23 protein-coding genes and 1 pseudogene are annotated in these 23,329 nt (G+C 70.3%); 12 read left to right on the plus strand and 12 right to left on the minus strand.

The genetic code is table 11. The annotated features are described in order from the left end of the window. Positions 1–30: 30 nt before the first annotated feature. Positions 31–867 carry a mycofactocin-coupled SDR family oxidoreductase gene (locus JKP76_RS14320; RefSeq protein WP_200491636.1) on the minus strand — a complete coding sequence of 279 codons (837 nt, stop codon included), beginning with the start codon at positions 865–867 and terminating at the stop codon, positions 31–33. Then, on the minus strand, positions 867–1,703 hold the full coding sequence (locus JKP76_RS14325; RefSeq protein WP_040339434.1) for a mycofactocin-coupled SDR family oxidoreductase: 837 nt from the start codon (positions 1,701–1,703) through the stop codon (positions 867–869). Before JKP76_RS14325 ends, JKP76_RS14320 begins: the two co-directional genes overlap by 1 nt. Before the next feature lie 198 nt (positions 1,704–1,901). Here JKP76_RS14325 and JKP76_RS14330 point away from each other — a divergent pair, with 198 nt between their 5' ends. Beyond that, on the plus strand, positions 1,902–2,429 hold the full coding sequence (locus tag JKP76_RS14330) for a TetR family transcriptional regulator (protein ID WP_309232995.1): 528 nt from the start codon (positions 1,902–1,904) through the stop codon (positions 2,427–2,429). 508 nt (positions 2,430–2,937) lie between these two features. On the opposite strand, the gene JKP76_RS23540 is transcribed toward JKP76_RS14330, so the two are convergent. Further along, entirely contained in the window at positions 2,938–3,519 is a 582-nt protein-coding gene (locus JKP76_RS23540; RefSeq protein ID WP_200491637.1) for a TetR family transcriptional regulator, read from the minus strand. A 357-nt stretch (positions 3,520–3,876) separates the two neighbouring features. On the opposite strand from JKP76_RS23540, the gene JKP76_RS23545 reads away from it, so the two are divergent. The 3 genes from JKP76_RS23545 to JKP76_RS14350 all read left to right on the plus strand — a co-directional run bounded on the left by JKP76_RS23545 (position 3,877) and on the right by JKP76_RS14350 (position 6,726). Further along, a complete protein-coding gene (locus tag JKP76_RS23545; RefSeq protein WP_309229720.1) occupies positions 3,877–5,025 on the plus strand; it encodes a cytochrome P450 in 1,149 nt (382 codons plus the stop codon). Between the two features lie 30 nt (positions 5,026–5,055). Further along, positions 5,056–5,247 (plus strand): ferredoxin, encoded by a 192-nt coding sequence (locus JKP76_RS14345; RefSeq protein ID WP_200491639.1) that lies wholly within the window; start codon positions 5,056–5,058, stop codon positions 5,245–5,247. 288 nt (positions 5,248–5,535) lie between these two features. Beyond that, positions 5,536–6,726, plus strand: coding sequence for an NAD(P)/FAD-dependent oxidoreductase (locus JKP76_RS14350; RefSeq protein ID WP_200491640.1), 1,191 nt, complete (start codon positions 5,536–5,538; stop codon positions 6,724–6,726). A 57-nt stretch (positions 6,727–6,783) separates the two neighbouring features. On the opposite strand, the gene JKP76_RS14355 is transcribed toward JKP76_RS14350, so the two are convergent. Next, positions 6,784–7,968, minus strand: coding sequence for a cytochrome P450 (locus tag JKP76_RS14355; RefSeq protein WP_200491641.1), 1,185 nt, complete (start codon positions 7,966–7,968; stop codon positions 6,784–6,786). A 62-nt stretch (positions 7,969–8,030) separates the two neighbouring features. Between JKP76_RS14355 and JKP76_RS14360 the strand changes: the two genes are divergently transcribed. Further along, on the plus strand, positions 8,031–8,612 hold the full coding sequence (locus JKP76_RS14360) for a TetR/AcrR family transcriptional regulator (protein WP_040339429.1): 582 nt from the start codon (positions 8,031–8,033) through the stop codon (positions 8,610–8,612). 164 nt (positions 8,613–8,776) lie between these two features. Here JKP76_RS14360 and JKP76_RS14365 read toward each other — a convergent pair whose 3' ends face one another. The 4 genes and pseudogenes from JKP76_RS14365 to JKP76_RS24145 all read right to left on the minus strand — a co-directional run. Then, positions 8,777–9,655, minus strand: coding sequence for a sulfite exporter TauE/SafE family protein (locus tag JKP76_RS14365; protein ID WP_200491643.1), 879 nt, complete (start codon positions 9,653–9,655; stop codon positions 8,777–8,779). After that, positions 9,652–10,005, minus strand: a complete 354-nt coding sequence (locus tag JKP76_RS21210) for a rhodanese-like domain-containing protein (RefSeq protein ID WP_200493006.1) — start codon at positions 10,003–10,005, stop codon at positions 9,652–9,654. Before JKP76_RS21210 ends, JKP76_RS14365 begins: the two co-directional genes overlap by 4 nt. Positions 10,006–10,031: 26 nt before the next feature. After that, a complete protein-coding gene (locus JKP76_RS21215; protein ID WP_309232996.1) occupies positions 10,032–10,376 on the minus strand; it encodes a UTRA domain-containing protein in 345 nt (114 codons plus the stop codon). 31 nt (positions 10,377–10,407) lie between these two features. Beyond that, a pseudogene (locus tag JKP76_RS24145) lies at positions 10,408–10,845 on the minus strand (GntR family transcriptional regulator); the annotation flags it as partial. Between the two features lie 491 nt (positions 10,846–11,336). Between JKP76_RS24145 and JKP76_RS14375 the strand changes: the two are divergent. From JKP76_RS14375 to JKP76_RS14395, 5 genes are all read left to right on the plus strand, one after another. Beyond that, entirely contained in the window at positions 11,337–12,566 is a 1,230-nt protein-coding gene (locus tag JKP76_RS14375) for an IS256 family transposase (RefSeq protein WP_200491645.1), read from the plus strand. Positions 12,567–12,651: 85 nt separating this feature from the next. After that, complete coding sequence (locus tag JKP76_RS14380) at positions 12,652–12,873, plus strand: hypothetical protein (RefSeq protein ID WP_200491646.1); 222 nt, start codon at positions 12,652–12,654, stop codon at positions 12,871–12,873. Positions 12,874–13,023: 150 nt separating this feature from the next. Continuing rightward, positions 13,024–13,440, plus strand: coding sequence for a hypothetical protein (locus tag JKP76_RS14385; protein ID WP_200491647.1), 417 nt, complete (start codon positions 13,024–13,026; stop codon positions 13,438–13,440). A 15-nt stretch (positions 13,441–13,455) separates the two neighbouring features. Continuing rightward, positions 13,456–13,938: a DUF2243 domain-containing protein gene (locus tag JKP76_RS14390; protein WP_200491648.1), complete on the plus strand. Its 483-nt coding sequence runs from the start codon at positions 13,456–13,458 to the stop codon at positions 13,936–13,938. Further along, positions 13,935–14,786, plus strand: coding sequence for a cytochrome c oxidase assembly protein (locus tag JKP76_RS14395; RefSeq protein ID WP_200491649.1), 852 nt, complete (start codon positions 13,935–13,937; stop codon positions 14,784–14,786). The genes JKP76_RS14390 and JKP76_RS14395 overlap by 4 nt, the downstream gene beginning before the upstream one ends. Before the next feature lie 894 nt (positions 14,787–15,680). Here the strand turns inward: JKP76_RS14395 and JKP76_RS14400 are convergent. Genes JKP76_RS14400 through JKP76_RS14415 form a run of 4 tightly spaced genes read right to left on the minus strand, consistent with a single transcriptional unit; the run spans position 15,681 to position 19,929 of the window. Further along, positions 15,681–17,840, minus strand: coding sequence for an MMPL family transporter (locus tag JKP76_RS14400; protein ID WP_200491650.1), 2,160 nt, complete (start codon positions 17,838–17,840; stop codon positions 15,681–15,683). A gap of 56 nt (positions 17,841–17,896) precedes the next feature. Beyond that, the gene (locus JKP76_RS14405) at positions 17,897–19,276 is read right to left on the minus strand and encodes an MBL fold metallo-hydrolase (protein ID WP_200491651.1); all 1,380 of its coding nucleotides are present in this window, start codon (positions 19,274–19,276) and stop codon (positions 17,897–17,899) included. A gap of 59 nt (positions 19,277–19,335) precedes the next feature. Further along, positions 19,336–19,641, minus strand: coding sequence for a rhodanese-like domain-containing protein (locus tag JKP76_RS14410; protein ID WP_040339423.1), 306 nt, complete (start codon positions 19,639–19,641; stop codon positions 19,336–19,338). A 21-nt stretch (positions 19,642–19,662) separates the two neighbouring features. Then, positions 19,663–19,929, minus strand: a complete 267-nt coding sequence (locus JKP76_RS14415; protein ID WP_224499415.1) for a metal-sensitive transcriptional regulator — start codon at positions 19,927–19,929, stop codon at positions 19,663–19,665. A gap of 1,494 nt (positions 19,930–21,423) precedes the next feature. Here JKP76_RS14415 and JKP76_RS14425 point away from each other — a divergent pair. Next, entirely contained in the window at positions 21,424–22,275 is an 852-nt protein-coding gene (locus tag JKP76_RS14425) for a hypothetical protein (protein WP_051515984.1), read from the plus strand. A gap of 488 nt (positions 22,276–22,763) precedes the next feature. Then, positions 22,764–23,216, plus strand: coding sequence for a helix-turn-helix transcriptional regulator (locus JKP76_RS14430; protein ID WP_040339420.1), 453 nt, complete (start codon positions 22,764–22,766; stop codon positions 23,214–23,216). The last annotated feature ends 113 nt before the right edge of the window (positions 23,217–23,329 follow it).

Consider the following 23,329-nt stretch of genomic DNA (forward strand, 5'->3'; position numbering starts at 1 on the left):
GACGAGCTCCTCGGAGAAAGGCGGCGGGCGCTACTTGACGGTGTACCCGGCGTCCACCGGGAGGGTCACCCCGGTGATGTATCGCGCCTCGTCGGAGACGAGGAACAGGATGGCGTTGGAGATGTCGACAGGCTCCACCCACGGGACGGGCAGCGCATTGGTGGACTGGAAGATCGGCTCGGCCTTCTCCCGGCTGGGTGCCGGATCGTCGGGCGCGAACAGTCCCCAGGTCTTCTCGTTCTGGATCATCACCGTGTCGACCCCCGTCGGGTGAACGCTGTTGACCCGGATCGAGTGCTGGGCGAACTCGTTCGCCAGCGTCCGCATGATCCCCACGACGCCGTGCTTGGCCGCGGTGTAGTGGATCGTGTTCGGCGTCCCCTTGAGCCCGGCCGTCGAGCTGGTGAGGACCATCGCCCCGCCCCGGCCGCCTTCGATGAGGTGCGGGAGCGCGACCTTGCACGTGTTCCACACCCCGGTCAGGTTGATGTCGATCATCTCCCGCCAGGCGTCGTCGGAGACCTCGAGGGCCGGCTGGATCTCGAAGACGCCGGCGTTCGCCAGCACGATGTCCAGCCGTCCCAGCTGGGCGACCCCCTCGTCCACCGCGGCCTTGAGCGCCCCGCTGTTGCGCACGTCGGCCTTGGTGGCGACGATCCGCCGGTCCAGCGCCTCGACCTGCCGCACTGTCTCGGCCAGGTCGTCCTCGGTGGCCGGCGGGAACATCTGGATGGACGGCACCGGCCCGGCGATGTCGACGGCGATGATGTCTGCGCCCTCCTGGGCCAGCCGCAGCGCGTGGCTGCGGCCCTGGCTCCGGGCGGCGCCGGTGATGAATGCGACCTTGCCCTCGACGCGTCCGGCCATCACTTGATCACCGACCCGGCGTCGACCGGCAGCTGGACGCCGGTGACGTACCGGGCCTCGTCGCTGACCAGCCACAGGATCGCGTTGCTGATGTCGACCGGCTCCACCCACTCGATCGGGAGTGCGTTGAGGCTCTGGAACGCCTCGCCGACGTCGTCCCGGGTGACGTCCGACGGCGACTTGTCCGGCCGGAAGAGGGTGTAGGTCTGCTCGTTGTGGATCATCGTGGTGTCCACCGCGGTGGGGTGCACCGAGTTCACCCGGATCATGTGCGGCGCCAGTTCGTTGGCCAGTGTCTTCACCAGTCCGACGACGCCGTGCTTGGCCGCGACGTAGTGCGCCAGGTTGGCCAGACCCTTGATCCCGGCGGTCGAACTGGTCAGAACGATGGCCCCGCCGTTCCCCCCGGCCTTCAGGTGGGGAAGAGCGGCTCGCACCGTCTTGAAGACCCCGGTGAGGTTGACGTCGATCATGTCGTCCCACATCTCGTCGGTCATCTCGTCGACCGGTGCGAAACTGGCGATCCCGGCATTGGCCAGCACGATGTCCAGCCGGCCGAGCTGGGCGACACCGTCGTCCACCGCGGCCTTCAGCGCGGCGCTGTCCCGGACATCGGCCTTGCTGGCGATGATCCGTCGGTCCAGCGCCTCCACCTGGCGGACCGTCTCGTCCAGGTCCTCCTGCGTCGCCAGCGGGTACCCCACCGTCCCGACCGTCCCCAGCAGGTCGACGGCGATGATGTCCGCGCCCTCCTGCGCCAGCCGCACCGCGTGGCTGCGGCCCTGGCCGCGAGCCGCCCCGGTGATGAAGGCGACCTTGCCTTCGACTCGTCCCACGGCGATCTCCCTTCGTGCGCCGGCCGATTGCCGACTGTGACCTGCGTCTCAGGTTATGGCACCGTGTGTCAGAAATGGAAGGGCGCTCGATGCCTGGATCCGGAGGGGAGGTTGCTGAGGGGATGGAGCAGGGGCGGGTCTGCGACTGGCGACCGCGGCGGCAGGCCGGCGATCACGAGCGCCCACGAGCTGGCGGCCGTGGCGCAGCGGCTGTTCGTCGCCCACGGGTTCGACGAGACCAGCGTGGAGGACATCGCGACGGCGGCCGGTATCAGTCGGCGCACCTTCTTCCGCTACTTCTCGGTCAAGGCCGACGTCTGCTTCGCTGACTCGCCGACAGAGCTGGTCCGGCTGCAGCAGGCGTTGTCGGCGGCGGACCCGCATGAGTCCTACCGCCTCGTCATCGTCCGAGCGGTGGTGGCGGCCCTGCGCTTTCCGCCCGGGGAGCGGGAGTGGGCGTGGCAGCGGGCGCAGCTGGTGCTGGAAGTACCTGTCCTGCAGGCCCATGCGACGCGGATCTACGCGCAGTGGCGAAAGGCGGCCGCCGAGTTCGCGCGAGGCAGACGACCCGACGACGACGTGTTCCCGGTGGTCGTCGGGCACGCGGTGCTGGCGGGCACCCTGGCCGCGCACGAGTACTGGATCACCCATCCGGCCAGCGGACTGGATGACGCGCTCGTCCGGATGTTGGACCTCCTGCTCCCACCCGAGCCGCCCGCACCCTGACTCAGCTCGGCTTCCTCCACACCTTCCACAGCTGCCTCACGGCCGTGAGGCCGACTCGCGCGAGCGCCGGGCCGGTCGGAATGCCCGGTCAGGGCCGCAGCGTCCCGGACCATGGCAATGGCCCCAGAGCTGAGGGCCGTGACCTGCGCAAGGGCACTCGCGCTTGCCGACGCACGAGCGAACGCCTGTCCGCCGGCGGGTCGCCGGCGTGAGCTATGAGATGGGCGGGGGACGGCGCTCGTCCTCGCGGCGAGGTCGTGCCCTGCCCGCGACCTCGAACGATTCGTACAGCACCTAGGTAGCGGTGCTACGGCAGGGCGGCCCTCCTGCGACCCCGCGCTGGCGTGAGTGGCGGGATCGGACACGCACGATCAGCACCACGGTCGTGGCGGAGCGGAGGCGTGGTCGAGTCCGTCCCCGATGAAGCAGGGCGGTCGGGCCCCGTCGTCACGAGCGGCCCGCCGTATCGCCTCTCGTGGACGGCTGCGCCAGCTGAAGCCGCCCGGGTTCATCGCCGGGGGGAGTCCCCTACGACCTGGTCGAGTTGCAGGGTGCGCAGGGCGATCCGAGTCAGCCGGTGCGCGGTGGTCGTGCGGTCATCGACGGGGAGTACCAGATGGCTGACGGCCAGTCGGACCAGTGCGTCCACGCCGTCGGCCAGGTCTCGTGGGTCGAGCTGCGGGAAGTGCTGCGTGAACCAGCTGATCAGGGTTCGGGTGGCGGCGTCGAGCACCGGCGCAGAACGCGTCGTGAGCATGGGCAGCAGGTCGTTGTCGGCGTCACGTGCCGAGGTGAGGATGGCGCACAGCAAGGGGCTGGCGTCGGCCTCGCCGAGCACGTACTCGATTGCTGCGGAGATTCCCCCCGCGGCGTCCTGAGGGTGCGCGTCGAGGGTGCGGGAGATGCCGACGAGGAACCTCTCGGTCTCCTGCATGATCAGCGCTTCGCCGAGTCCCTGCTTGTCGCCGAACTCCTTGTACAGCGTCGGGCGCGATACCCCTGTCAGCGCGGCGACGTCCCCCATGCGCACGCCGGACCAGCCCTTCTCCACGGTCAGGGCCCGCACTGCGTCCAGTGCGCGGTCGCGCACGTGCTGGCGGAAGGTCAGACGAAGAGGCTCTGCCGCCACTGGCCGTCTCCGTCCCCTCGTGCTTGTTGAGTCTTTGACAAGTGCCGACAGTCTGTCACGGCGCACTGCCCGAAATCCCCGCTCGCGAGGCCAGCCGTGACAGATTCGGTGATCGAGTCCAAGACTTGACAAAACCGTGCCGTGTGTCAACCTAAGCGTCACCCGTATGGAGCAGACCTTGGAGCCGTGATGACCGCTGTTGCCCAGCCACGCGACACCCGCCCCTATGACCAGGCGGACCTTTCGTCCCGAGCGTTTTGGTCGCAAACGGCCGCCGAGCGGGAGAAGACCTACGCCGTGCTGCGCGCCGAGCGTCCGGTGACATGGCACCAGCCGGTCGAGGACATGCTGATGAAGGACCCGAACGACCAGGGGTTCTGGGCCGTCGTGCGCCATGCCGACCTGGTCGAGGTCACCAAGCGGCACGAGGACTTCATCTCCGGCGAGGGCATCGTGATGGAGTCGATGCCGCAGGAGTTGCTCGACGCGGGGCAGGGCTTCATCGCGATGGACCCGCCACGGCACACCAAGATCCGGCGATTGCTGAGCTCGGCGTTCACCCCGAAGCAGATCCGTCGCATCGATGACCAGATCCAGGCCAACGCACGGCGCATCGTGGACGACATCGCCACCCGGGGCGAGGTCGACTTCGTCCCCGAAGTGGCGGCTCTCGTCCCGATGCACAACATCTGCGACATGATGGGCATCGACGAGGCCGACCGGGCGAGGATGGCCTACGAGTCGCAGTTCGCCGGGGGCTGGAACGACCCGGAGCTGATGGGTGACCAGGAACCCCTCGGCCGCCTGTTCGAGGCCATGCTCCACCTCGGTGAGCTGTCCGGACGGTACATCGCCGAGCGCCGGCGCAACCCGGGCGACGACCTGCTCAGCAACCTCGTGCAGGCGGAGGTCGACGGCGAGCGGCTGACCGACGAGGAGATCATGTCCTTCTTCGGGCTGCTCACCATTGCCGGCAACGACACGACCCGGCAGAGCACCAGCCATGCCATGAAGGCCCTGACCGACTTCCCCCAGCAGAAGGCCTGGCTGATGGAGGACCTCGACGGCCGGCTCAAGGGGGCGGTCGAGGAGATGGTCCGCTGGGCCACACCGATCATGACCTTCCGGCGCACCGCCTCCCGCGACTGCGAGCTGAACGGGCAACAGATCACCCAGGGCGACAAGGTCGTCATGTTCTACGCCTCGGCCAACTGGGACACCGAGGTGTTCGACGCGCCCGAGCGCTTCGACCTCTCCCGGAACCCGAACCCGCACGTGAGCTTCGGCGGCGGCGGCATCCACCACTGCCTGGGCAACCAGCTGGCCCGCCAGCAGCTGGCGGCCATCTACCGGGAGCTGCTGACCCGGCTGCCCGACATCGAGGTGGCCGGCGAGCCCTCCTACACGGTCAGCACCTTCTTCCACGGCGTCAACCACCTGCCCGTGCGCTTCACCCCAGAGCGCTGACCGACCCACCCGATCGGAAAGGACACTCGCGTGAGGATCGTGCTGGACGAGAGCAAGTGCTCGTCGTTGGGGATGTGCGAGTCGGTCGCCCCCGACTTCTTCGAGGTCCGTGACGACGGCGCACTCGAGCTGCTGAATCCCACGCCCCCGGGGGACCAGCGGGCGCTGATGGAGGAGGCCGTCGCGGCCTGTCCCACCAGCGCGCTGAGCATCGAGGAGTGAGGTTGGTCCATCGCCGGGAGCGCGACGTCCCACGTCTTCGGGAACCCGGGCCTGCACGTAGCCGGCGGCTGGGCGATCTCGGCCGACTTCGGTCTCGACGCCTCGCTGACCATCACCGCACAGGTTGATCCCGCCTCCCTCTGGCTTGAAGGGAGAGCGGGCTCCAGGCCACCGCTGGGCGCGGCGACCAGCCCGTCGCGCCTTCCACTGCTCCCGGCTCGTGTGACCGCCGACCGCTGCTGCGCGCTGTGTCTCGGCGCACCAGCGCTGACTGTTCTCTGGAGAGTCATGCCCGAAGCACCTTTCGTCGTCGTCGGCGCCTCGCTTGCGGGACTGCGTGCGGTCGAGTCGGCCCGCAAGGCCGGATACTCGGGTCGGCTGCTGCTCGTCGGGGCGGAGGAGCACCTGCCCTACGACCGGCCACCGCTGTCCAAGGCATTCCTCGACCCGGGCGACGACCCGGCGATGCCGCACCACCGCACCGACGACGAGCTGCGAGCCCTGGACGTCGAGCTGCGCCTCGGCGTGCCCGCGACCGCGCTCGACACCGATGCCCGGGAAATCGTCCTGGGTGGTGAGGAGCAGCTGCGTTACGAGCGGCTGGTCATCGCGACGGGTGCGCGGGCCCGGCAGCTGCCCGGCGAGCAGCTCGACGGTGTGCACACCCTGCGCACGGTCGAGGACGCCCGCAGCATCCGGGGGGCACTGGACGCCGGACGCCGCATGGTCGTCGTCGGTGGTGGCTTCATCGGGTCCGAGGTCGCCTCGGCCGCCCGCAAACGGAACGTCGACGTCACCATCCTCGAGGCGGCCCCTCTGCCGCTCGTTCGTGCCGTCGGCGAGCAGATGGCAGCCGCCTGCGCAGACCTGCACGCCCGCAACGGCACCGAGCTGCGGTGCGGTGTCTCCGTCACCGGGCTCGAAGGCGAGGGTCGAGTGGAAGGTGTCGCGCTGTCCGACGGCTCGGTCCTGCCCGCCGATCTCGTCGTCGTCGGCATCGGTGCCGACCCCGTCACCGACTGGCTCATCGCTTCAGGACTGCACGTGGAGGACGGCGTCGTCTGCGACGAGACCTTGCGTGCCGGCCCCGAGGTGTACGCCGCGGGTGACGTCGCGCGCTGGCACAACGCACTCTTCGGCCGGACGATGCGCCTCGAGCACTGGACGTCGGCCGCCGAGCAGGGCGCCGCTGCCGCCCGCAACGCTCTGGCTCCCGCTCGGGCCACCCCGTACAGCGCCGTCCCCTACTTCTGGTCGGACTGGTACCGCGACAAGCTCCAGATGGTCGGTATCACCGCCGCCGACGAGGTCACGGTGATCGGGGACCTCGACGACGCTCGATGGCTCGCCCTCTACCGCCAGGACGACCTGCTCGTCGGCACCTTGGGGCTCAACATGCCGGGCAAGATCATGAAGTACCGGGCGATGATCGGCTGGCGAACCGCCTGGCAGGACGCTCTCGCCTTCGCCGGCCGATGAACAGCAGGATGTCGGTCGAGGCGCCGCCGAGCACCGCAGCGTCCCGGCCTGGGAGAGTCAGATGGTGATGGTCAGCGACCCGTAGCCACGGATGGGGCCTGACCGCAACCTGACCGGCGCGGCGCCGGTGTCGAGCCGCCAGGCATGGGTCCGGCTGAGCAGCTCGTCGAACACCAATCGGGTCTCGAGTTGGGCGAGCGCGGCGCCGAGGCAGAAGTGGATGCCGCGGCCGAACGCGAGCTGCCTGTCGACGACCCGGTCGATGTGGAAGTGGTCGGCGTCCGGGAACGCGCTGTCGTCCCGGTTGGCGGAGCCGAACAGCAGCAGGACCGTGTCGCCGGACCTCATCTGGACGTCGTGCAGGAGCACGTCTCGCGTGAGAGTGCGCGACAGGCCCTGGACGGGGGAGTCGTAGCGGAGCATCTCTCCCACGGCCGACGGAAGAAGACTGCGGTCGCGCGCGAGCCGGTCGATGACCTCGGGCCGCTCGGCCAGGACGGCGATGGTGTTGGAGATGAGGTTCGTGGTGGTTTCGTGGCCGGCCACCAGCAGCAGGAGGCAGAAGCCGAGCAGCTCGTCCTCGGAGAGCCGTCGGCCCTCCACCTCCGCGGTCACCAGCGCCGACATGAGGTCCGGTCGTGGCCGCGCCCGGCGCTCGTCGAGGAACTGGCGGAAGTACTCGTAGAGCGCAGCCGCGGCGTCGAGGTTCGACCTCATCGGATCGGGCGCGGAGATGTCGGTGGTCACCAGCGCCGTCGACCAGGCCTTGAACTGGTCCCGGTCCTCACGCGGCACGCCGAGCAGGTCGGCGATGACCATCGCCGGCAGCGGGCCGGACAACTCGCGCACCACGTCGCCACCGCCGGCGGTGACCAGACGCTCGGTGAGCTCCGCAGCCATCTGCTGCACCGGTGTCTCGAGCAGGGCGATCCGGCGCGGCGTGAAGGCCTTGGCGACCACACGCCGCAGGAGGTCGTGCCGCGGTGGGTCCATCATGATCATCATCGGCAGGAACGCGCCCGCCAGGTCGAAGCCCTGTGCCGGGAAGATGCCTCGAGCGGAAGAGAATGTCGTCGGGTCCTGGAGGGCTGCGCTGACATCCTCGTAGCGACTGAGTACCCAGCAGTTCCGTGGCGCGCACCAGTAGACAGGGCGGGTGGCGCGCAAGTCCGCGTAGACGGGGTACGGGTCGTCCTGCATGGCCGGGTCGAAGGGGTCGTACCGGAGGTCTGTCTCTGGCATGGTGACCCCTTGCGTCGGGAGTTTGTACTCGCAGTCTAAACAGCAGATCGGGAGGAGTGTCAATGCGTGCGGTGCCGGTCCAGATCGCCGCCCGGCTGCCTGCGGCCGCCGAGCTGTTCGCCGACCGGGGTGTCGAGAGCACGAAGATCGAGGATGTCGCGGCCGCCACAGGCGTGCCGAAGGCGACCCTCTACTACTACTTCAGTGGTAAGGAGGAGATCCTGGCGTTCCTGTTCCAGGACGTCCTCCGTCACATTGCGGATCAGGTCGCCATCGCGGCGATGGGGGAGGGCAGCGCCCGCGACAGGCTCGTCGGCGTCGTTCGTGCCCAACTCGCGGTGATGGCCGAGCAGCCGGCGGTCTGTCGCGCGCTGACCGGAGAGTTGGGCCGGGCCGGTCGGGTGCCTGCGCTGGCCGCCGCGATCCGGGCGGCCTACCACGCTCCCGTGGTCGAACTCTTGCACCAAGGCGCCACTGACGGCTCTCTTGCGCAGGTCGCCGACGCCGACGCCGCCGCCCTGATGATCTTCGGTGCTGTGACTGTCACTGGGCTGTCGCACCTCATTGCCGGCGGCAGAATTGGGGTCGACGACGCCACAGGCACCCTCGTCGCGGTCCTGCTGGACGGGCTCGGCGCCCACTGACTGCTACCCGCCTCCACCGCCTCTCCCGGGGGATCGCCGGGTCGTAGGTCAGGTCGTCCGGTCGCCCTGCCACGGTGAACATTGACGGCGGAGCAGAAGCGAGCCCATCCGACTCGGTCCCCAGCCGAAGTGCCGCCGGAAGGGTTCAACCGCTGACAGGTCGATCAGCCGGCCAGGCCCAGGATGCTGTCGGTACCCGTGTAGACGGCGACAGCGATGAGGAGCACGGCGAAGGCCTGGGTGAGGGTGGTACCCGACAGGCGGTCGGCGACCTTCTTTCCGGCCAGCGAGCCGGCGACCGCCGCCAACGTGAAGGGCACGATCACGGACCAGTCGAAGTCTGCGGACCCGGTTCGCGCCAGCAGGGAGCTGGCCGAGTTGAGGGCGATGATCATCAGCGACGTGGCGACCGCCTGCTGCATGGGCATGCGCAGGGCGAGGACCAGGGCCGGCACGACGACGAAGCCGCCGCCGACGCCGAAGAAGCCCGTCATGAAGCCGACCAGCAGGCCGGTGGCAACGATTTTTCCGGCCTGTGCGCCGGTCCACCGCCGACTCGTGTGCCTGCCCCCGGTGACGGATGATGCGGCCTCGGGCTCGGCCTCGGCCCCCGCGCGCGGCGCGGCCTCGACGGCGCCGACGCCGGAGTGCACGAGCCGCCGTTCCGGAGGGGAGTTCGTGGAGCTGCGGCTCTGGGCCAGCATCCCGGCAGCGGCCAGGAGGATGACCCCGGCGAACACGAGCAGCAGTACGTCCGCGTCGACGAGGCGGTTGGCCGCGGTGCCGGCGAGGCTGGCGGCGACGCCGACGATCCCGAAGGCGAGGCCGACGCCCCATCGCACCCGCCCGCTGCGCACGTGCCCGAGGGCCCCGGTGACGGCGGCGATGCCGACGATGAACAGGCTGCTGGTCGTGGCCGTGCGGGCATCCTGCCCGATGACGTAGACGAGCACGGGCACGGCCAGGATGGAGCCTCCGCCGCCGAGGGCGCCGAGGCTGAGCCCGATCAGCAGTCCCAGCCCGATCGCCGTGGCGGCGATCACGCGACCGTGCCCGGCTGCCCGCTGTCGGTGACCACCGGCAGACCGGCCTCGGCCCACCCCTTCATCCCGCCGGCGAGGTTGTGCACGGGCACCCCGGAGGCGGCCAGCAGATCGGCGGCCGTCTCCGAACGGTTGCCGGACCGACAGACCGCGATGGCCGGCCGGCCGGCGGGGATGGACTCGGGCCGCAGCTCGCCCAGCGGCACGTGCTGGGCTCGAGGGGCGTGGCCTGCGGCCCACTCCTGCGGCTCACGGACGTCGAGGAGTAGCGCCTCGCCGCGGTCGAGCATCTCCTCGGCCCGCTGCGCGTCGACGTCGGGGAGCCGGTCCTGATGGTTCGCAGTTGTCATGTCCGGCGTCCTTTCCGGTGCGGAGGTCAGCTGTACGTAGGCGTCAACATCAGGCTTCCGTGCCCGCCGGGTGTCCCGTGGGCGGATGTCAGCGCGCTGGTGAGCGCAAAGCGGTCGGCGCGGATCACGGTGTGCCGCCACTCGATGGGCACGCCGGAACTGATGCCGACCCGCTCGACGGCGAACGCAGCCGACGGTGGCTGCAGGTGCAGTGTCCGGTGCTCGGCCGGGGTGGGGATGATCGCGCGCACCGTCTCCTCGCCGGCGGTGACCGGGATGCCCGTCGTCGCCAGGAGTTGGTCGTAGAGGCTGGTGTGGCGGAAGTCGACCCCGAGCAGAGGGTTCGCCCACCGAGGCCGGCAGCCATACACGGTCCAGCGCGAGCGGCGATCCGCCGGCCAGGCGAAGTCGCTCCAGGTACAGCAGTGGGGTGGACTCCTCGAGGCCGAGCCGCGGCGCGATGACGCCGTCGGCCCGGATGTCGAGGGCGCGGACCTCGGACAGCTGCTCGAGCCCGGTGTCCTCGACGGACGCGAAGAGCGAGTAGACGATCCCCGTCGGCTGTTCGATCACCGTGTCGGGCGTTGCCACGCGTGCGCGTCGGCCGCGGGAGACCTTCAGCACGCCCTCGGCCCGTAGGTGGCGGAGCGCTTCGCGGACGGTGTGCCGGCTCACGCCGTACTGCTCGACCAGGTCCAGTTCGCCGGGGAAGCTGCCGGCGAAGTCCCCGCGGTCCAGCCGAGCGCGCAGGTCGGTGAGCAGTTGATGCCACAGCGGCATTCCCGGCGTGCGCGTCAGGCGCCCCGCTCCGTTTCTGCCTGACGCCGAATCGACCGTCATGAAGCTCCCTGCCGTGCCGCCGAGAAGTCTCCTGATCCGGCTCCGACGTGGGGGTGCGCGTCACATCGGAACGTGTACGGTCATGTCTACACCAATTGTCCGGACAGGTGCAATCCGCAGGTCGAGTCACGGTGCAGGTCGAGGTGATTCCCATCGACGCGCTGCCGGAACGTGGTGGTGCTGTGGCTGGCCGGTGCGGGATGGGGGCGTCGATGCGATCGGCTTCTCGGCCGTCGGCTCGCGCGGGAGCAGGAGAGCGCGCCGCCAGGGGGCGCTTCACGTGGCGGGTCGAGGAAGTGCTGACCGCCGATCTGGGCTCCGCGGAGTTCGACCTGGTGCTGGACCTGCACCTTCCGCGCCCCCAGCTGGTGACGTCCCCGCTGGTGGTGTAAGTCCAGGCCACGACCGCGTGGGTGATCACGTGCGAGGGGCCATCGTGTGATGGTCAGCGAGACCACGCCAATGGTTCTCGCGGAAGGACACAGCACACGATGGCCCTGGACCAGTCTGCCCTGCTCGAGGTGCTCGATGCACTGAAGGCCGCCGATGTCGATGACCGGATCCGGTCGGCAGCGACCACGATCTACCAGGCCTTGATTGAGGCCGAGCTCACCGCGGTGATCGGTGCCGCCCCGCACGAGCGCACCGAGGCCCGGACCGCGCAGCGCAACGGCTCCCGCCCGAGAACCCTGTCGACGACGGCCGGGGATCTGGAGTTGCGGATCCCGAAGCTGCGCGCCGGCTCGTTCTTCCCATCGCTGCTGGAGCGGCGTCGGCGGATCGACCAGGCGCTGTTCGCGGTGGTCATGGAGGCCTACCTGCACGGCGTCTCGACTCGGAAGGTCGATGACCTGGTCAAGGCGCTCGGCGCGGACACCGGGATCAGCAAGAGCGAAGTCAGCCGGATCTGCGCCGACCTCGATGAGGAGGTGGCCGCCTTCGCCGACCGCTCGCTGGCCGATCAGGCCTTCCCCTACGTGTTCCTCGACGCGACCTACTGCAAGGCGCGAGTCAACCGGCGGGTGGTCTCCCAGGCCGTCGTGATCGCCACCGGGGTGGCCGCCGACGGACACCGGGAGGTGCTCGGCTTCGCCGTCGGCGACTCCGAGGACGGCGCCTTCTGGACAGCGTTCCTGCGCTCACTGAAGGCCCGCGGGCTGACCGGCACGCAGCTGGTCATCTCCGACGCCCACGCCGGGTTGAAGGCCGCCATCAGCGCGGTCCTGCTCGGCGCCAGTTGGCAGCGCTGCCGGGTGCACTTCATGCGCAACGTGCTCGCTCAGGTGCCGCGCGGCAACAGCGAGATGGTCGCCGCCGCCATCCGCACGATCTTCGCCCAGCCCGACGCCGAACACGTGCACTCCCAGCTCGACGTCATCGCCGGCATGCTCGGCCGCCAGTTCCCGAAGGTCGAGGCGATGCTGCGCGAGGCCGAGGAGGACCTGTTGGCCTTCGCTGGATTCCCGGTCGCGCACTGGAAGAAGATCTGGTCGACCAATCCCCTGGAACGGCTGAATAAGGAGATCAAGCGCCGCACCGACGTCGTGGGCGTTTTCCCCAACCCCGAGGCACTGCTGCGGCTGGCCGGCGCGGTGCTGGTCGAGGCGCACGACGAATGGCAGGTCTCCGACCGCCGCTACCTCTCCGAGGGCTCCATGGCCGTGCTCAACCACCCGAACCCGACCAAGGAGGTGGCGCAACCGGCACTGATCGCGTCATAGTCACCACACCGCTGACCAACACGGTGAGGACTACATCCACCACTCAGCGGGACGTCACCCCCCAGCTGGTCGACGTCCTCGCACGGTGGCCGACGTCGTCCGCCCGGCCGGCACCTGCTGGTCCTCGGGCACGACCGGGCAGAACCTGGCCCGCGGCATCGGTGGCCCGCAGGAACCCGAGTGCTCCACCACCGCGAGCTGCTGCGCGGAGCGGTCGCGAGCTGGAGCATCGCGCCTCGAGCGCATCGACCGGGCAACCGACTCCCGCACCGCGGTGGACACGCTCGTGTACGGACGGCGTCCCTGACGACGGTGTAGATCCGCGCCGAGGGGCTAAGACCGCGATGACCGATCAGGAGGAAGCCCCATGGTGACTGCTAGCGAGTCGAGTCGTGCCCGAGCACTGCTTTCGGCAGCAGGCCGCGGCGCGGCCGCGGGCGTGCTCGGGGTGGCTGTGATGACGGCGGCTGAGAAGCTGGAACAGGCCGTCACCCACCGGCCGAACTCCTACATCCCCGCCCGGACGCTGCTCACGCTGCTGGGCCGCCATCCGACCGACGCCGACCGTCCGACGGGCTGGAACTGGGCGATGCACTACGGGACCGGGGCCGTGCTGGGGGCCTTGCGCGGTGTGTGGGCTGCGGTCGGGCTTCGTGGCCCGCAGGCGCACGCGGCGCACACCATCGTGCGGCTGTCGACCGACCAGACGCTGGAGAACACCACCGGGGTGGGGGCCCCGCCGATGGTCTGGCCCCGCAACGAGCACGTCGTCGACATCCTGCACAAGGCCATCTACTCGGTCACGACCGGGCTGATTGCGGAGCGGTGGATCCAGCCCTCCCTGCAGTCCCGGCGTGGGCTGACCAGCCACTGACGCAGGAGGACGGGTATGACGGACACCGCCCCGCGACAAGTCGCGGCGGACCGCCGCCGATCGGTGTGGACCGGCACCATGCTCGGCATCGCCATCATGGCCGCCGCCGATGAAATCGTGTTCCACCAGATCCTGAGCTGGCACCACTTCTACGACCGGTCCACCCCTGACATCAGCCTGCTGTCGGACGGATTGCTGCAGACGGCCTACCTCGTGCTGCTGGTCGCCGGATTCTTCTGGTTCGCCGACCTGCGCCGCCGCGGAACGCTGGCGCGGCGTTCGGCGTGGGGCGGCTTCGTGCTCGGCCTGGGCATCTTCCATCTGTTCGACGGGATCGTCGACCACAAGCTCCTGGACCTCCACGAGATCCGCTACGGGGTTGATGTGCTGCCGTACGACCTGGCCTGGAACGGCGTTGCGCTGGTGCTGCTGGCGGTGGGCGCGATCATGCTGTGGCGGTCCCGGGACGAGGGGCCGGCCGGGGCCGATCGGCGGTGAGCACGCCGAGTGGAGCCCTCGCCGTGCTCGCCCACGGCGGCTCGCATGGGATAGGCGCGGCCGCCGCCACGTGGCTCCTGCCAGTGCTGGTCGCCGCCGTGCTCGCCGCCGGCTACCTGGCCGGCGTCGTCCGGCTGCGGGGGAGCGGACGCGGTTGGAGCCGCGGACGGACGGCGAGCTTCCTGCTGGGTACCGGCCTGATCAGCGCCGCGCTGTCTCCAGCGGTCGACGCCGGCACGGCCGGCGGGCACATGGCGCAGCACCTGTTGCTGGGGATGTTCGCGCCGATCGCACTGGTGCTGGGCGCCCCGGTGACCCTGCTGCTCGCCGGGCTGCCCGTGTCCGCTCGGCGCCCGGTGGCCGTGCTGCTGCGATCCCGGGCGCTGCACGCGCTGTCCCACGTGGCCACCGCCGCCGTGCTGAGCGTCGGCGGGCTGTACCTGCTCTACCTGACGCCGCTGTACGCCCTCAGCGCGCGCTCGGAGGTGGTGCACCACTTGGTGCACCTGCACTTCCTGCTGGCCGGGTACCTGTTCGCCTGGGCGGTGGCCGGCCCCGATCCCGCTCCGCGCCGACCAGGCATGGCGGTACGCCTGGCCGTCGTCGTCGTCGCCGGCGGCCTGCATGCCTTCCTGGCCAAGCTGCTGTACTCCCGTGCTCCTGTGCTCCCGGTGGGCGGAGGGCACGACGCTGCGGAGGTGGAGGCTGCGGCCCAGGTCATGTACTACGGGGGCCACGTCGCTGACCTGCTGCTGCTCGTCGCCCTGTTCGCCGCCTGGTATCGGCGCACCGGACGCTCTCTGGCGCGCGAAGCGACCTCGGCCCCCAGCACCCCCGCTGCTGTGTGAGTCTGCGGCTCCTCGCCGCGGCGGAGCGCGTGTCGTCAGAAGGGGACGGCTGCCCGATGCGTGTCGGCGACGGCAGCGACAAGGCGCCGCCAGCGTGACTCGCCGGCCGGAACGGGGGTGTTCGCAACCGGCGTGGTCGTCAAGGCCGGCTCCGCGGTGAGGCCGGGCTGCAGCGGCGCGGGTGAGGGCAGGGGCGCGGCGATCTGGGTCAACGAGAATCCTTCAGGGCAGTGCGGGCGGGCGCGGTAGGCCGCTGGGTGGCTTCCTCAGCGGGAGTGCGTGCCGCCCGGACAGAGCCGGTCGTCGACCGAAAGCGGGGTCACCGCGAGAAGGCACACGCAGAACGCGGGCCGACCCGGTGCAAATCCCCAGTACACAGATCGAGAATAGGCAGAAGGCGCCGACGAGTGCAACAGGCCTGGCAGGAGCGGTCCCGGGCATACCTGTCGAACGGCCCAGGTCTGACGGTGGGGGTACCAGTCAGCCGACTCCCTCCCGACCATCTCGTTGCCTCGGCGAGGGCGTGCCGCAGGGGGCTGCGCGGACGAGGTTCGAGGGCGTGGGCACCGGACCGCCCGAGTGGCAGGACATGCGGAACGGGCTGGACGGTCCGGAGACCGCCCAGCCCGTCAGGGACAGACCTGCACTGCGCCCGGTGGGTGAGCGCGGAGGCGGGTGGAGTCAGCGCCCGATCAACCTGCTCAGCCAGCCGCCGGACCGCTCGGGGCGAGGGTGGCCCGGGCAGCGCTCGGCGCTGGGGATGCCGGCCATGACCTGGTCGACGTGTTGGCCGCATCCGGCCCAGGTGGTCCTGCCGCAGGTCTTGCAGGTGGCTGCTCGGCACATGGTGGATCTCCTCGTTGTCGGTGAGTGGGGCGGCCGTCGGCCACCGGATCAGTCGTGGGCGAAGCGGATGTTCGGCAGGACCCGGGTGAGCCATGCCGGGCTCCACCAGGCGGCTGCGCCGGTGAGCCGGAGCATCACCGGCAGCAGCACGAGTCGGACGAGGAAGGCGTCGAGCAGGACCGCGACGCCGAGGATGATCCCCATCTCCTTGGGCGGCAAGGGGCCGGACAGGGCGAAGGTGAAGAACACCGCGACCATGACGGCGCCTGCAGCGAAGATGACCCGGCCGGAGTGTGCAAGGGCGCCGATCATCGCCTCTCGCGGGTCACCGGTCCGCTCGTAGTGCTCCTTGGCGCTGGCCAGGAGGAAGACCGTGTAGTCCATGGCGATGGCGAAGATCATCGCGAAGAAGAACACCGGGGCCCAGGCGTCGAGGAAGCCCTGGCTCTCGAAGCCGAAGAAGCCAGCCCCGATGCCCTCCTGGAAGACCAGGCGGGCGACGCCGAACGCGGCGGCGGTGGACAGCAGGCTGGCCAGGGTGCCCAGCAGCGAGATCAACGGCGCCTGCAGTGCGACCAGCAGGAGCAGGAAGCCCAGCACGAGAACGACCCCGATGACCAGGGGCGTGGACTCGTCCAGTTGCGTCTTGAGGTCGAGGTTCTCCACCGGCGCGCCGCCGACCAGGGCGGAGTCGGGGAGGTCGGCGCGCAGCCGGTCGACCAGCGTGGACAGCTCGGGGTCCGAGGGGTCCACGGTGGGGACGGCCTGGATCATCGCCAGATCGGTGCCGTCCGACGCCGGCATGGGGGGCATCACACCCGCGACGGCGGGGTCATCCCCGAGGACGGCGGCAGCGGTCGGGGCGTCAGCGGTGTCCACGACGACCTGCAGGGTCCCGGGCGCCCCCTCGCCGAAGGCCTCCTGCACCTGGTCGTAGCCGATCCGGGCGCTGGCGTCCTCCGGGAGCACCTTGATCGAGGGCATCGCCGTCTTCAGTCCGATGATCGGGGCGGCGAGGGCGAGCAGGACGAGCAGCGAGCCGATGCCGTAGACCATCGGTCGCTTCCACAGGCGCTCACCCCACGCGGCGAAGCGCGGGGAGCGGTGCTCTCCGGCGCGGACCCAGGGAAGCGCGATCCGGTTGATCTTCAGGTCCAGCTTGAACAGGACCAGGGGGAGCAGCGTCAGGGTGGCGGCCAGGACGAAGACGACGGCGAGCATGATGCCGCCGGCCATCGACCGGAACGACGGCGAGGGGACCAGCATCACCGCCGACAAGGAGACGAGCACCGTCGCGCCGGAGAGCAGGACGGCCTTGCCGGCGGTGTCCATGGTCTCGGCGATCGCGCGCACCGGTGGTGCGCCCGCGCCCATCCGTGCCGCGCGGTAGCGGACCACGAGGAAGAGCGCGTAGTCGATCCCGAGGGCCAGGGCGAACATCATCGCGAAGTTCATGGCCCAGATGGAGACCGGCACGAGCTCGTTGATCAGGACCAGCGAGCCCGCGGAGGCGACCAGTCCGGCGAGCGTGAGCAGCAGGGGCAGCCCGGCGGCGACCAGCGCGCCGAAGGCCAGCACCAGGATGCCCAGGGTCACCGGCCAGGACAGCATCTCCGACTTGAGCATCGCGTCGAGGTTGGCCTCGTTGAAGTCCGACCACAGCAGCGAAGCGCCGGTCGGGTTGACCTCCACCGACCCGGTGGACATCGCCTCCAGAGGTCCCTTGAGGTCGTCGGCGGCCCGGACCATCTCGTTCGTGTCGGCGCCTGCGCCCGCGAGCAGGACGGCGGTGCTGCCGTCCGGGCTGAGTGTCGCGCCGGGTTGCGGCTGGAGGACCTCGCCGATGCGATCCTCGCCGGCGAGGAGCTCGGTGGCGCGGGCGAGGACGTCCGCCCCGGCGCCCTCGGTCACCGGGCCGTCGGAGCTGTGGACGACGACCTGGATGGCCGAGCTGGCGTTGCCGCCGAAGTGGTCGACGGCGAGTTCGCGGGCGGCGACGGATTCGGAGCCGTCGGCCTGCCAGCCGGCTCCGGACAGTGCGGCCTCGACGCGGGGGGCGAAGAAGCCCAGGCCGACGATGAGCAGCAGCCAGACGACGGTCGTCGTCCTGGCGTGGGCGGTGACCCAGACCCCAAGCCGGCCGAGCGGGCCAGGGCGGAATGACGTGGATACGGAGTCGGGCTGGCGGCTGGTCGCCGTCGTGGTCACGGATGAGTCGCTTTCGTCAGAAGGGGAGTGGGTGGCGGCCGGCGACGGCCGCCGAGTCAGCGAGCGGCGGAGTCGTCGTGCAGACCCACGGCGGCCGCACCGACGTCGGGATCGCCGTAGCCGCCGTTGACCAGCACGGGCCGGCGGCCTGCGCGAGCGAGCATCGAGGCGGCGATGGAGGCGCGGTAGCCCGAGCCGCAGTACACCCACACGTCGCCGTCGGGAACCTCGTCGAGGCGGCCGGGCAGGTCGTGGATCGGGATGTGCCGGGAGCCGCGCACGCCGCCTCCGGCGCGCTCGTCGTCGCGGCGCGCGTCGAGGACGACAAGGTTCGGGTCAGAACCCAGCGCCGCGGCCAAGCCGGAGAAGTCGCTGACCGGGTAGGAGGCAAGCTCGCGGCCGGCGGCCAGGGCCTCGGGGCTGCCGATCGCAGCACCCGCGAGCCGGTCGATGCCGATGCGGACGAGCTCGCGGCGGGCCTCGGCGACCTGCTGCTCGGTCTCGCCGATCAGGGTGATCGGTCCGCCCCATGGGATGAGCCAGCCGACGTAGGTGACGAAGTTGGCGATGGCCAGCTCGAAGTTCAGGGCCCCGGGCAGGTGGCCGGCGGCGAACGCGGTGCGGGTACGCAGGTCGATCACCCACTCGCCGGCGGCCAGCCGTCCGGCCAGCTCGGCGGGGTCGACCTGTCGCGGCGCGGAGAGGTCCACGGGCGCCGGGCCGGCGGCGTTGCCCGGCCCCATGTGGCTGTACCAAGCAGGAATCGCCGTCAGGCCGGCGATCAGCTCGTCGACGAAGGTCTGCTCGTCCCGGGTCAGGGCCGGGTTGACCTTGGCCTGCTCGCCGACGGTGGAGGAGTCGCCGCTGGTCGGGGTGGCCGCACAGAACGAGCCGAAGCCGTGGCTGGGGAAGACCGGAGTGCCGGCGGGCAGCTCGTCGACGAGCCGGCGCACCGAGTGGTACTGGGCGTGGGTGAGCTCATCGGTGTGCTCCGGACCGACCAGGTCGGTGCGGCCGGTGGCGCCGTACAGCATGGAACCGCCGGTGAACACGGCCTGCACCTGACCGTCGGCGTCCGCGACGACGTAGCTGACGTGGTGGTGCGTGTGCCCGGGAGTGTGCAGCACGCGCAGCCGCATCGGGCCGGCATCGAGGACGTCCCCGTCGGCGGCCGGCACCCGGTCGTAGGCGACGGTGTCACCGGCCGGGACGACGTAGTCGGCGCCCACGCGGCCGGAGAGCTCGAGGCCACCGGTCAGGTAGTCGTTGTGCAGGTGGGTCTCCAGGACCAGCGCGATGCGGACGGCCCGCTTCTCGGCCAGGGCCAGCACGCGGTCGATGTCGCGCTGGGGGTCGATCACGACGCCGATCCCGCCGTCGCTGATCAGGTAGCTGCGGTCGCCGAGGCCGGTGGTCTCGATGATGTCGATCTGCACGGAAGGCTCCTCAGTACGGTACGGGGCAGGGGTATCTGCGTGGCAAATAGGAGACGACGTCAGGCGGTGGGGCGACCCTCGGCGATCCACTGCGTCATGCCCCCGTCGAGGTTGGCGACGTCGTAGCCCTGGCCTGCCAGGAACTTCGCGGCCTGGGAGCTGCGCCCGCCGCTACGGCAATCAGTGATGACTGGGCGGGCCCGGTCGAGCTCGAAGACGCGGGCGGGCAGCTGGCCCAGCGGGATGTGGGTGCTGCCGGCGATCCGGCCCTCGGCCAGTTCGGCGGCCTCCCGCACGTCGAGCAGAACCGCCTCGGTGCGGTCGGCGGCCTGAGCTGGAGTGAGCTGGGGAATCTGCTGGGTCATCGTGACTCCAAGAAAGATTGGTCAGGCGAGGGAGAGGAAGAGGCGCTCGAGCTCGCGCAGGTCGATCTCGCGGGTCTCGCTGTCCTCGTTGGTCGAGCAGAAGCGCATCCCGGTGGAGACGACGGCGAAGCCAGCCTTGTTCAGCGCCTTGGAGGCGGCGGCGAGCTGGGTGACGACGGCGGAGCAGTCCCGGCCGTCCTCGATCATGCGGACGATGCCGCCGATCTGGCCCTCGATGCGCTTAAGGCGCTTGACGACGTCGGCGAGTTCGCCCTGGGGGATGTCCACGGCACTACCGTACATACCCCGGGGGGTATCGGCAACCGGCCTTGCGGCGGCTCAGCGCCTCCGCGATACGAACCTCGCCGTGGGCTGACCGGTGCGTGTCCATGGGTATGCCTGTGGGCGGAACCGCGAGCCCTCTTCAGGGCGAACAGGTAGCCGGGTCTCGAGAGGTTCCCTGTCGAGCCGGTGGATGTTTCGCGGCACCGGTTTCGAGACCGGTCGTCGTTGGGGGGACCGGTTCGCCACGCGCCGACTCGTGAGGTGGGATGAGCGGCTGAGGGGAGGGGTCGACGATGGACCAGCGTTCAAGGCATCAACCGTGCACGGCAGTCGCGGCGGTCAGCGCCCAAGCGATTCTGCTCACTGGGCTCGCGTGGCCCGTCCGCCCGCCTCCCCACCCACGGACCCTCCGGTGGATCGGTCGCGTCATGAGTGGGGCGGGACTCGTCATAGCAGGGGTGGCCGCGGCCGGCTTGGGACCGGCGCTCACTCCCTCTCCGCTGCCTTCAACGCAAGCGCAGCTTCGGCGCGATGGAATGTTCGGGCGAGTGCGGCATCCGATCTACAGCGGCCTACTCCTCTTGGGCGCCGGTCGACTCCTGACCGCAGGCCGTCGTCGGGTTGCTCCGGCGGTCGCACTCACGCTGCTCCTGGCCGCCAAGGCACGATGGGAGGAGCGCCTCATGAGCACTCGCTTTCCGGATTACCCGTCATACGCCGCGACGACCCCCCGCTTCATCCCGGCCATGCGCCGGTCCCGCAAGTGACGCGGCGAGGCGGTCGTGCGCCGATGTGCTGCTACTCAGCTAGGCCATGTCCAAGCATGACCCTCTCAGGCCATCCAGGCCCCTCCGTGCGCCCGACTGGCGACCGGCAGGCCCCGCTGTGAGGGACGGGGTACGCATGCAGTCGTCTCTGAACTGAGCGGCCGACGGGTGGAGGCTCGTGCGTGCATCGCCCGGCGGAGCACGCACCACCCGGTCTGACAACTGAGGGGTGGGCACTGAGCCGGCGGGGTGTCGGCCCAGCCTCGTGACGACGAGAGGCGGCTGGCTGGGCCTCAGTGGTGATCGGCCGCCCGCTCCAGCCGCCAGCCCTCTCCACGGCACCCGTCCGGCAGCGGCGGGAAGCGGTGCCCCTTGACGTCGGTGGACTCGTAGGCATGGTCGCCGTGTCCCTCCGAACAGCGGTAAATCCCGCTGCGGGGAACCATCTGACCGGGGTGGAAAGTGTCCTCGTCAAGTGCCATCCGCGACCGGTACCCGGTAGCGGGCCCTGCACTCGGCGGGACGAACGGATCAGCCGCAGCACGCACAGTGCGCCGCCATGCATGCCGGCACGCTGATCAGAGGCCGTCCGTGCTGGAGCGGGAGTAGTCGGCGGTTGCCCGGGCATGAGTGGGGCGCCTGCCGGTGGACCCGTTGTCCGTGTGGCGCTCCACCGGGGGCGTGGGCGGCGACGTCGGCCGCGCGACCTGCGACTCAGGACGGATGTGCTGTGGACGTCGAGCTGACCACCGGGCAGAGCGTGATCGGCGCCTTCCTGATCGCCCTGGCACTCGCCGCGCTGCACCTGGCAGCCCCGCGGATCCGCAAGCTCCCCCTCGTCCCGGAACGGGCCACCGGCTCCTTCGCCGGTGGGCTCGCCGTGGCCTACGTGTTCCTGCACCTCCTGCCCGAGATCGCCGAGGGCAACGAAGCCATCGGAGAGGCGCTGTCCGACGTCGTGCGGCCCACACCGCTGATGGACCTCGGCATCTTCCTCGTGGCGCTGTTCGGCTTCACCGTCTTCTACGGGCTGGAACGACTGGCCGATCGCCAGCACCGCGCAGCGCCCGTCCACGCCGTCTCACGGAGCAGCGGTGGCGCCGGCTCGCCGGAGGGCGGCACGGCGACGAAGGACGACCGCGATCCGGGGACGGAGCCCAGCCGCGGCGTGTACCTGCTCCACCTCTCCTCGTTCATGGTCTACAACGCCCTGATCACGTACACGATGGCGCTCCGGCTCCGCACCGGAATCGCCTTTGCAGTCCTGTTCACCATCGCCATGGGCCTGCACTTCGTGCTCACCGACCGCGGCCTGGAGGAGCACTACCCGACCCGGTTCACCGCCCGCGGACGCCTGGCACTGGCCGCTGCCCTCCTGGGCGGCTGGGCCGTCGCGGCACTGTTCGCGCCGTCCAGCACCCTCGTCGTCGCGCTGCTCACCGCTCTGCTGGGCGGCTCCATCCTGCTCAACGTCTTCAAGGAAGAGCTGCCCTCGACCCGCAGGTCCAGCTTCGGCTGGTTCCTCACCGGCCTCACCCTCTACGCGGCGCTGCTCACTTTCGTGACCGCACTGAGCGAGTGACCCGTCACGGCCCCTCGGAAGCCGGGCGCCAGCGACGGCCACCGCCCGATGAGGTGGCCGAACCCGTGCGGAAACGTTGTTCCGCCGGATCGGCCAACCCCTGGGCGCTACGAAGACCAACCCGGTCTTCCTGCAGTCGCTGAGACCTCGTCTCGATGCTCTGCCACGACGGTGCAGGCGCCCTCGGCTGCCGCGCGGGAGCTCCGGGGTAATGGTCCGGCCGTCCTCCGGGCCTTCCCAGCCCTGTGCCAGGAGGCTTGCGCAGCCCGCTGTAAGCCTGGAGACGTTCTCCAGTGAATGGAAAGCCGTCAGGGGACCGGACCCCCTCCGCCGCCACGGTTGCTCAAAGGTCAGCCCTGGCGCTCGAACGCTCGTCGGCCGCGTACCCCGCGCCGGACGATGAGGTGTCGTGCGACCGAGGCGGACGGTGAGCGCTAGGGTCCTACGCCACGAACGGGTGTCCACCGAACGAGTGATGGGGGGCTGCCGTGGCGCGGCCGCTGCTTCGAGGCGATCGCCTGCAGGCCGCCCGGGAGTCCGCGGGATTGAGCCGGGACGACCTCGCCGAACGCCTCGAGCTGTCGAGCCCCGCAAGAGTCCGCGTGTGGGAGCTAGGCCTGGAGCGTCCGCGGCCCCGCTTCGTGCCCCGACTGGCCGCCGCGGTGGGAATCGATCCGCTGCACCTGCTCGACGTCGATCCCGACGATCCACCGCTGGCGGCGCTCCGGCTGGCGGCCGGCCTGGCGACGAACGAGATGGGCGCACCGGGGGTGTCCGTCATGACGTACGTGCGACTGGAGGACGGCAGGCCCGGTACCGAGCCGACGGCGGACGCCGTCCATGCCGTGGCCGGATTGCTGGGTGTGGACGAGTCCCGCGTCCAGGCCGCGATCCGTCGCGCGCGCCGTGACCACGCGCCCTTGGCGTCAACTGGAGGTTGACCGGAGGATTACTGGAGATCTGGGGCTTTCCCTTCTGACGGTCTTTGGTGGTAATTTCCCGCAACCTCGTCCGGGAGGCGCCCGTGATCCGCAGGTCAGAGTCGCGTTGTGCG

This window comes from Blastococcus sp. TML/C7B (assembly GCF_016612845.1).
Taxonomy (GTDB): Bacteria; Actinomycetota; Actinomycetes; order Mycobacteriales; family Geodermatophilaceae; genus Blastococcus.

Bases quoted from the DNA above. Each gene is read 5' to 3' on its own strand.
- JKP76_RS14375 (WP_200491645.1), top strand. From the start codon at position 11,337: ATGGCCCTGGACCAGTCTGCCCTGCTCGAGGTGCTCGATGCACTGAAG.
- JKP76_RS14350 (WP_200491640.1), top strand. From the start codon at position 5,536: ATGCCCGAAGCACCTTTCGTCGTCGTCGGCGCCTCGCTTGCGGGACTG.
- JKP76_RS14355 (WP_200491641.1), bottom strand. From the start codon at position 7,968: ATGCCAGAGACAGACCTCCGGTACGACCCCTTCGACCCGGCCATGCAG.
- JKP76_RS14390 (WP_200491648.1), top strand. From the start codon at position 13,456: ATGACGGACACCGCCCCGCGACAAGTCGCGGCGGACCGCCGCCGATCG.
- JKP76_RS14320 (WP_200491636.1), bottom strand. From the start codon at position 867: ATGGCCGGACGCGTCGAGGGCAAGGTCGCATTCATCACCGGCGCCGCC.
- JKP76_RS14410 (WP_040339423.1), bottom strand. From the start codon at position 19,641: ATGACCCAGCAGATTCCCCAGCTCACTCCAGCTCAGGCCGCCGACCGC.
- JKP76_RS21210 (WP_200493006.1), bottom strand. From the start codon at position 10,005: ATGACAACTGCGAACCATCAGGACCGGCTCCCCGACGTCGACGCGCAG.
- JKP76_RS14360 (WP_040339429.1), top strand. From the start codon at position 8,031: ATGCGTGCGGTGCCGGTCCAGATCGCCGCCCGGCTGCCTGCGGCCGCC.
- JKP76_RS14385 (WP_200491647.1), top strand. From the start codon at position 13,024: ATGACGGCGGCTGAGAAGCTGGAACAGGCCGTCACCCACCGGCCGAAC.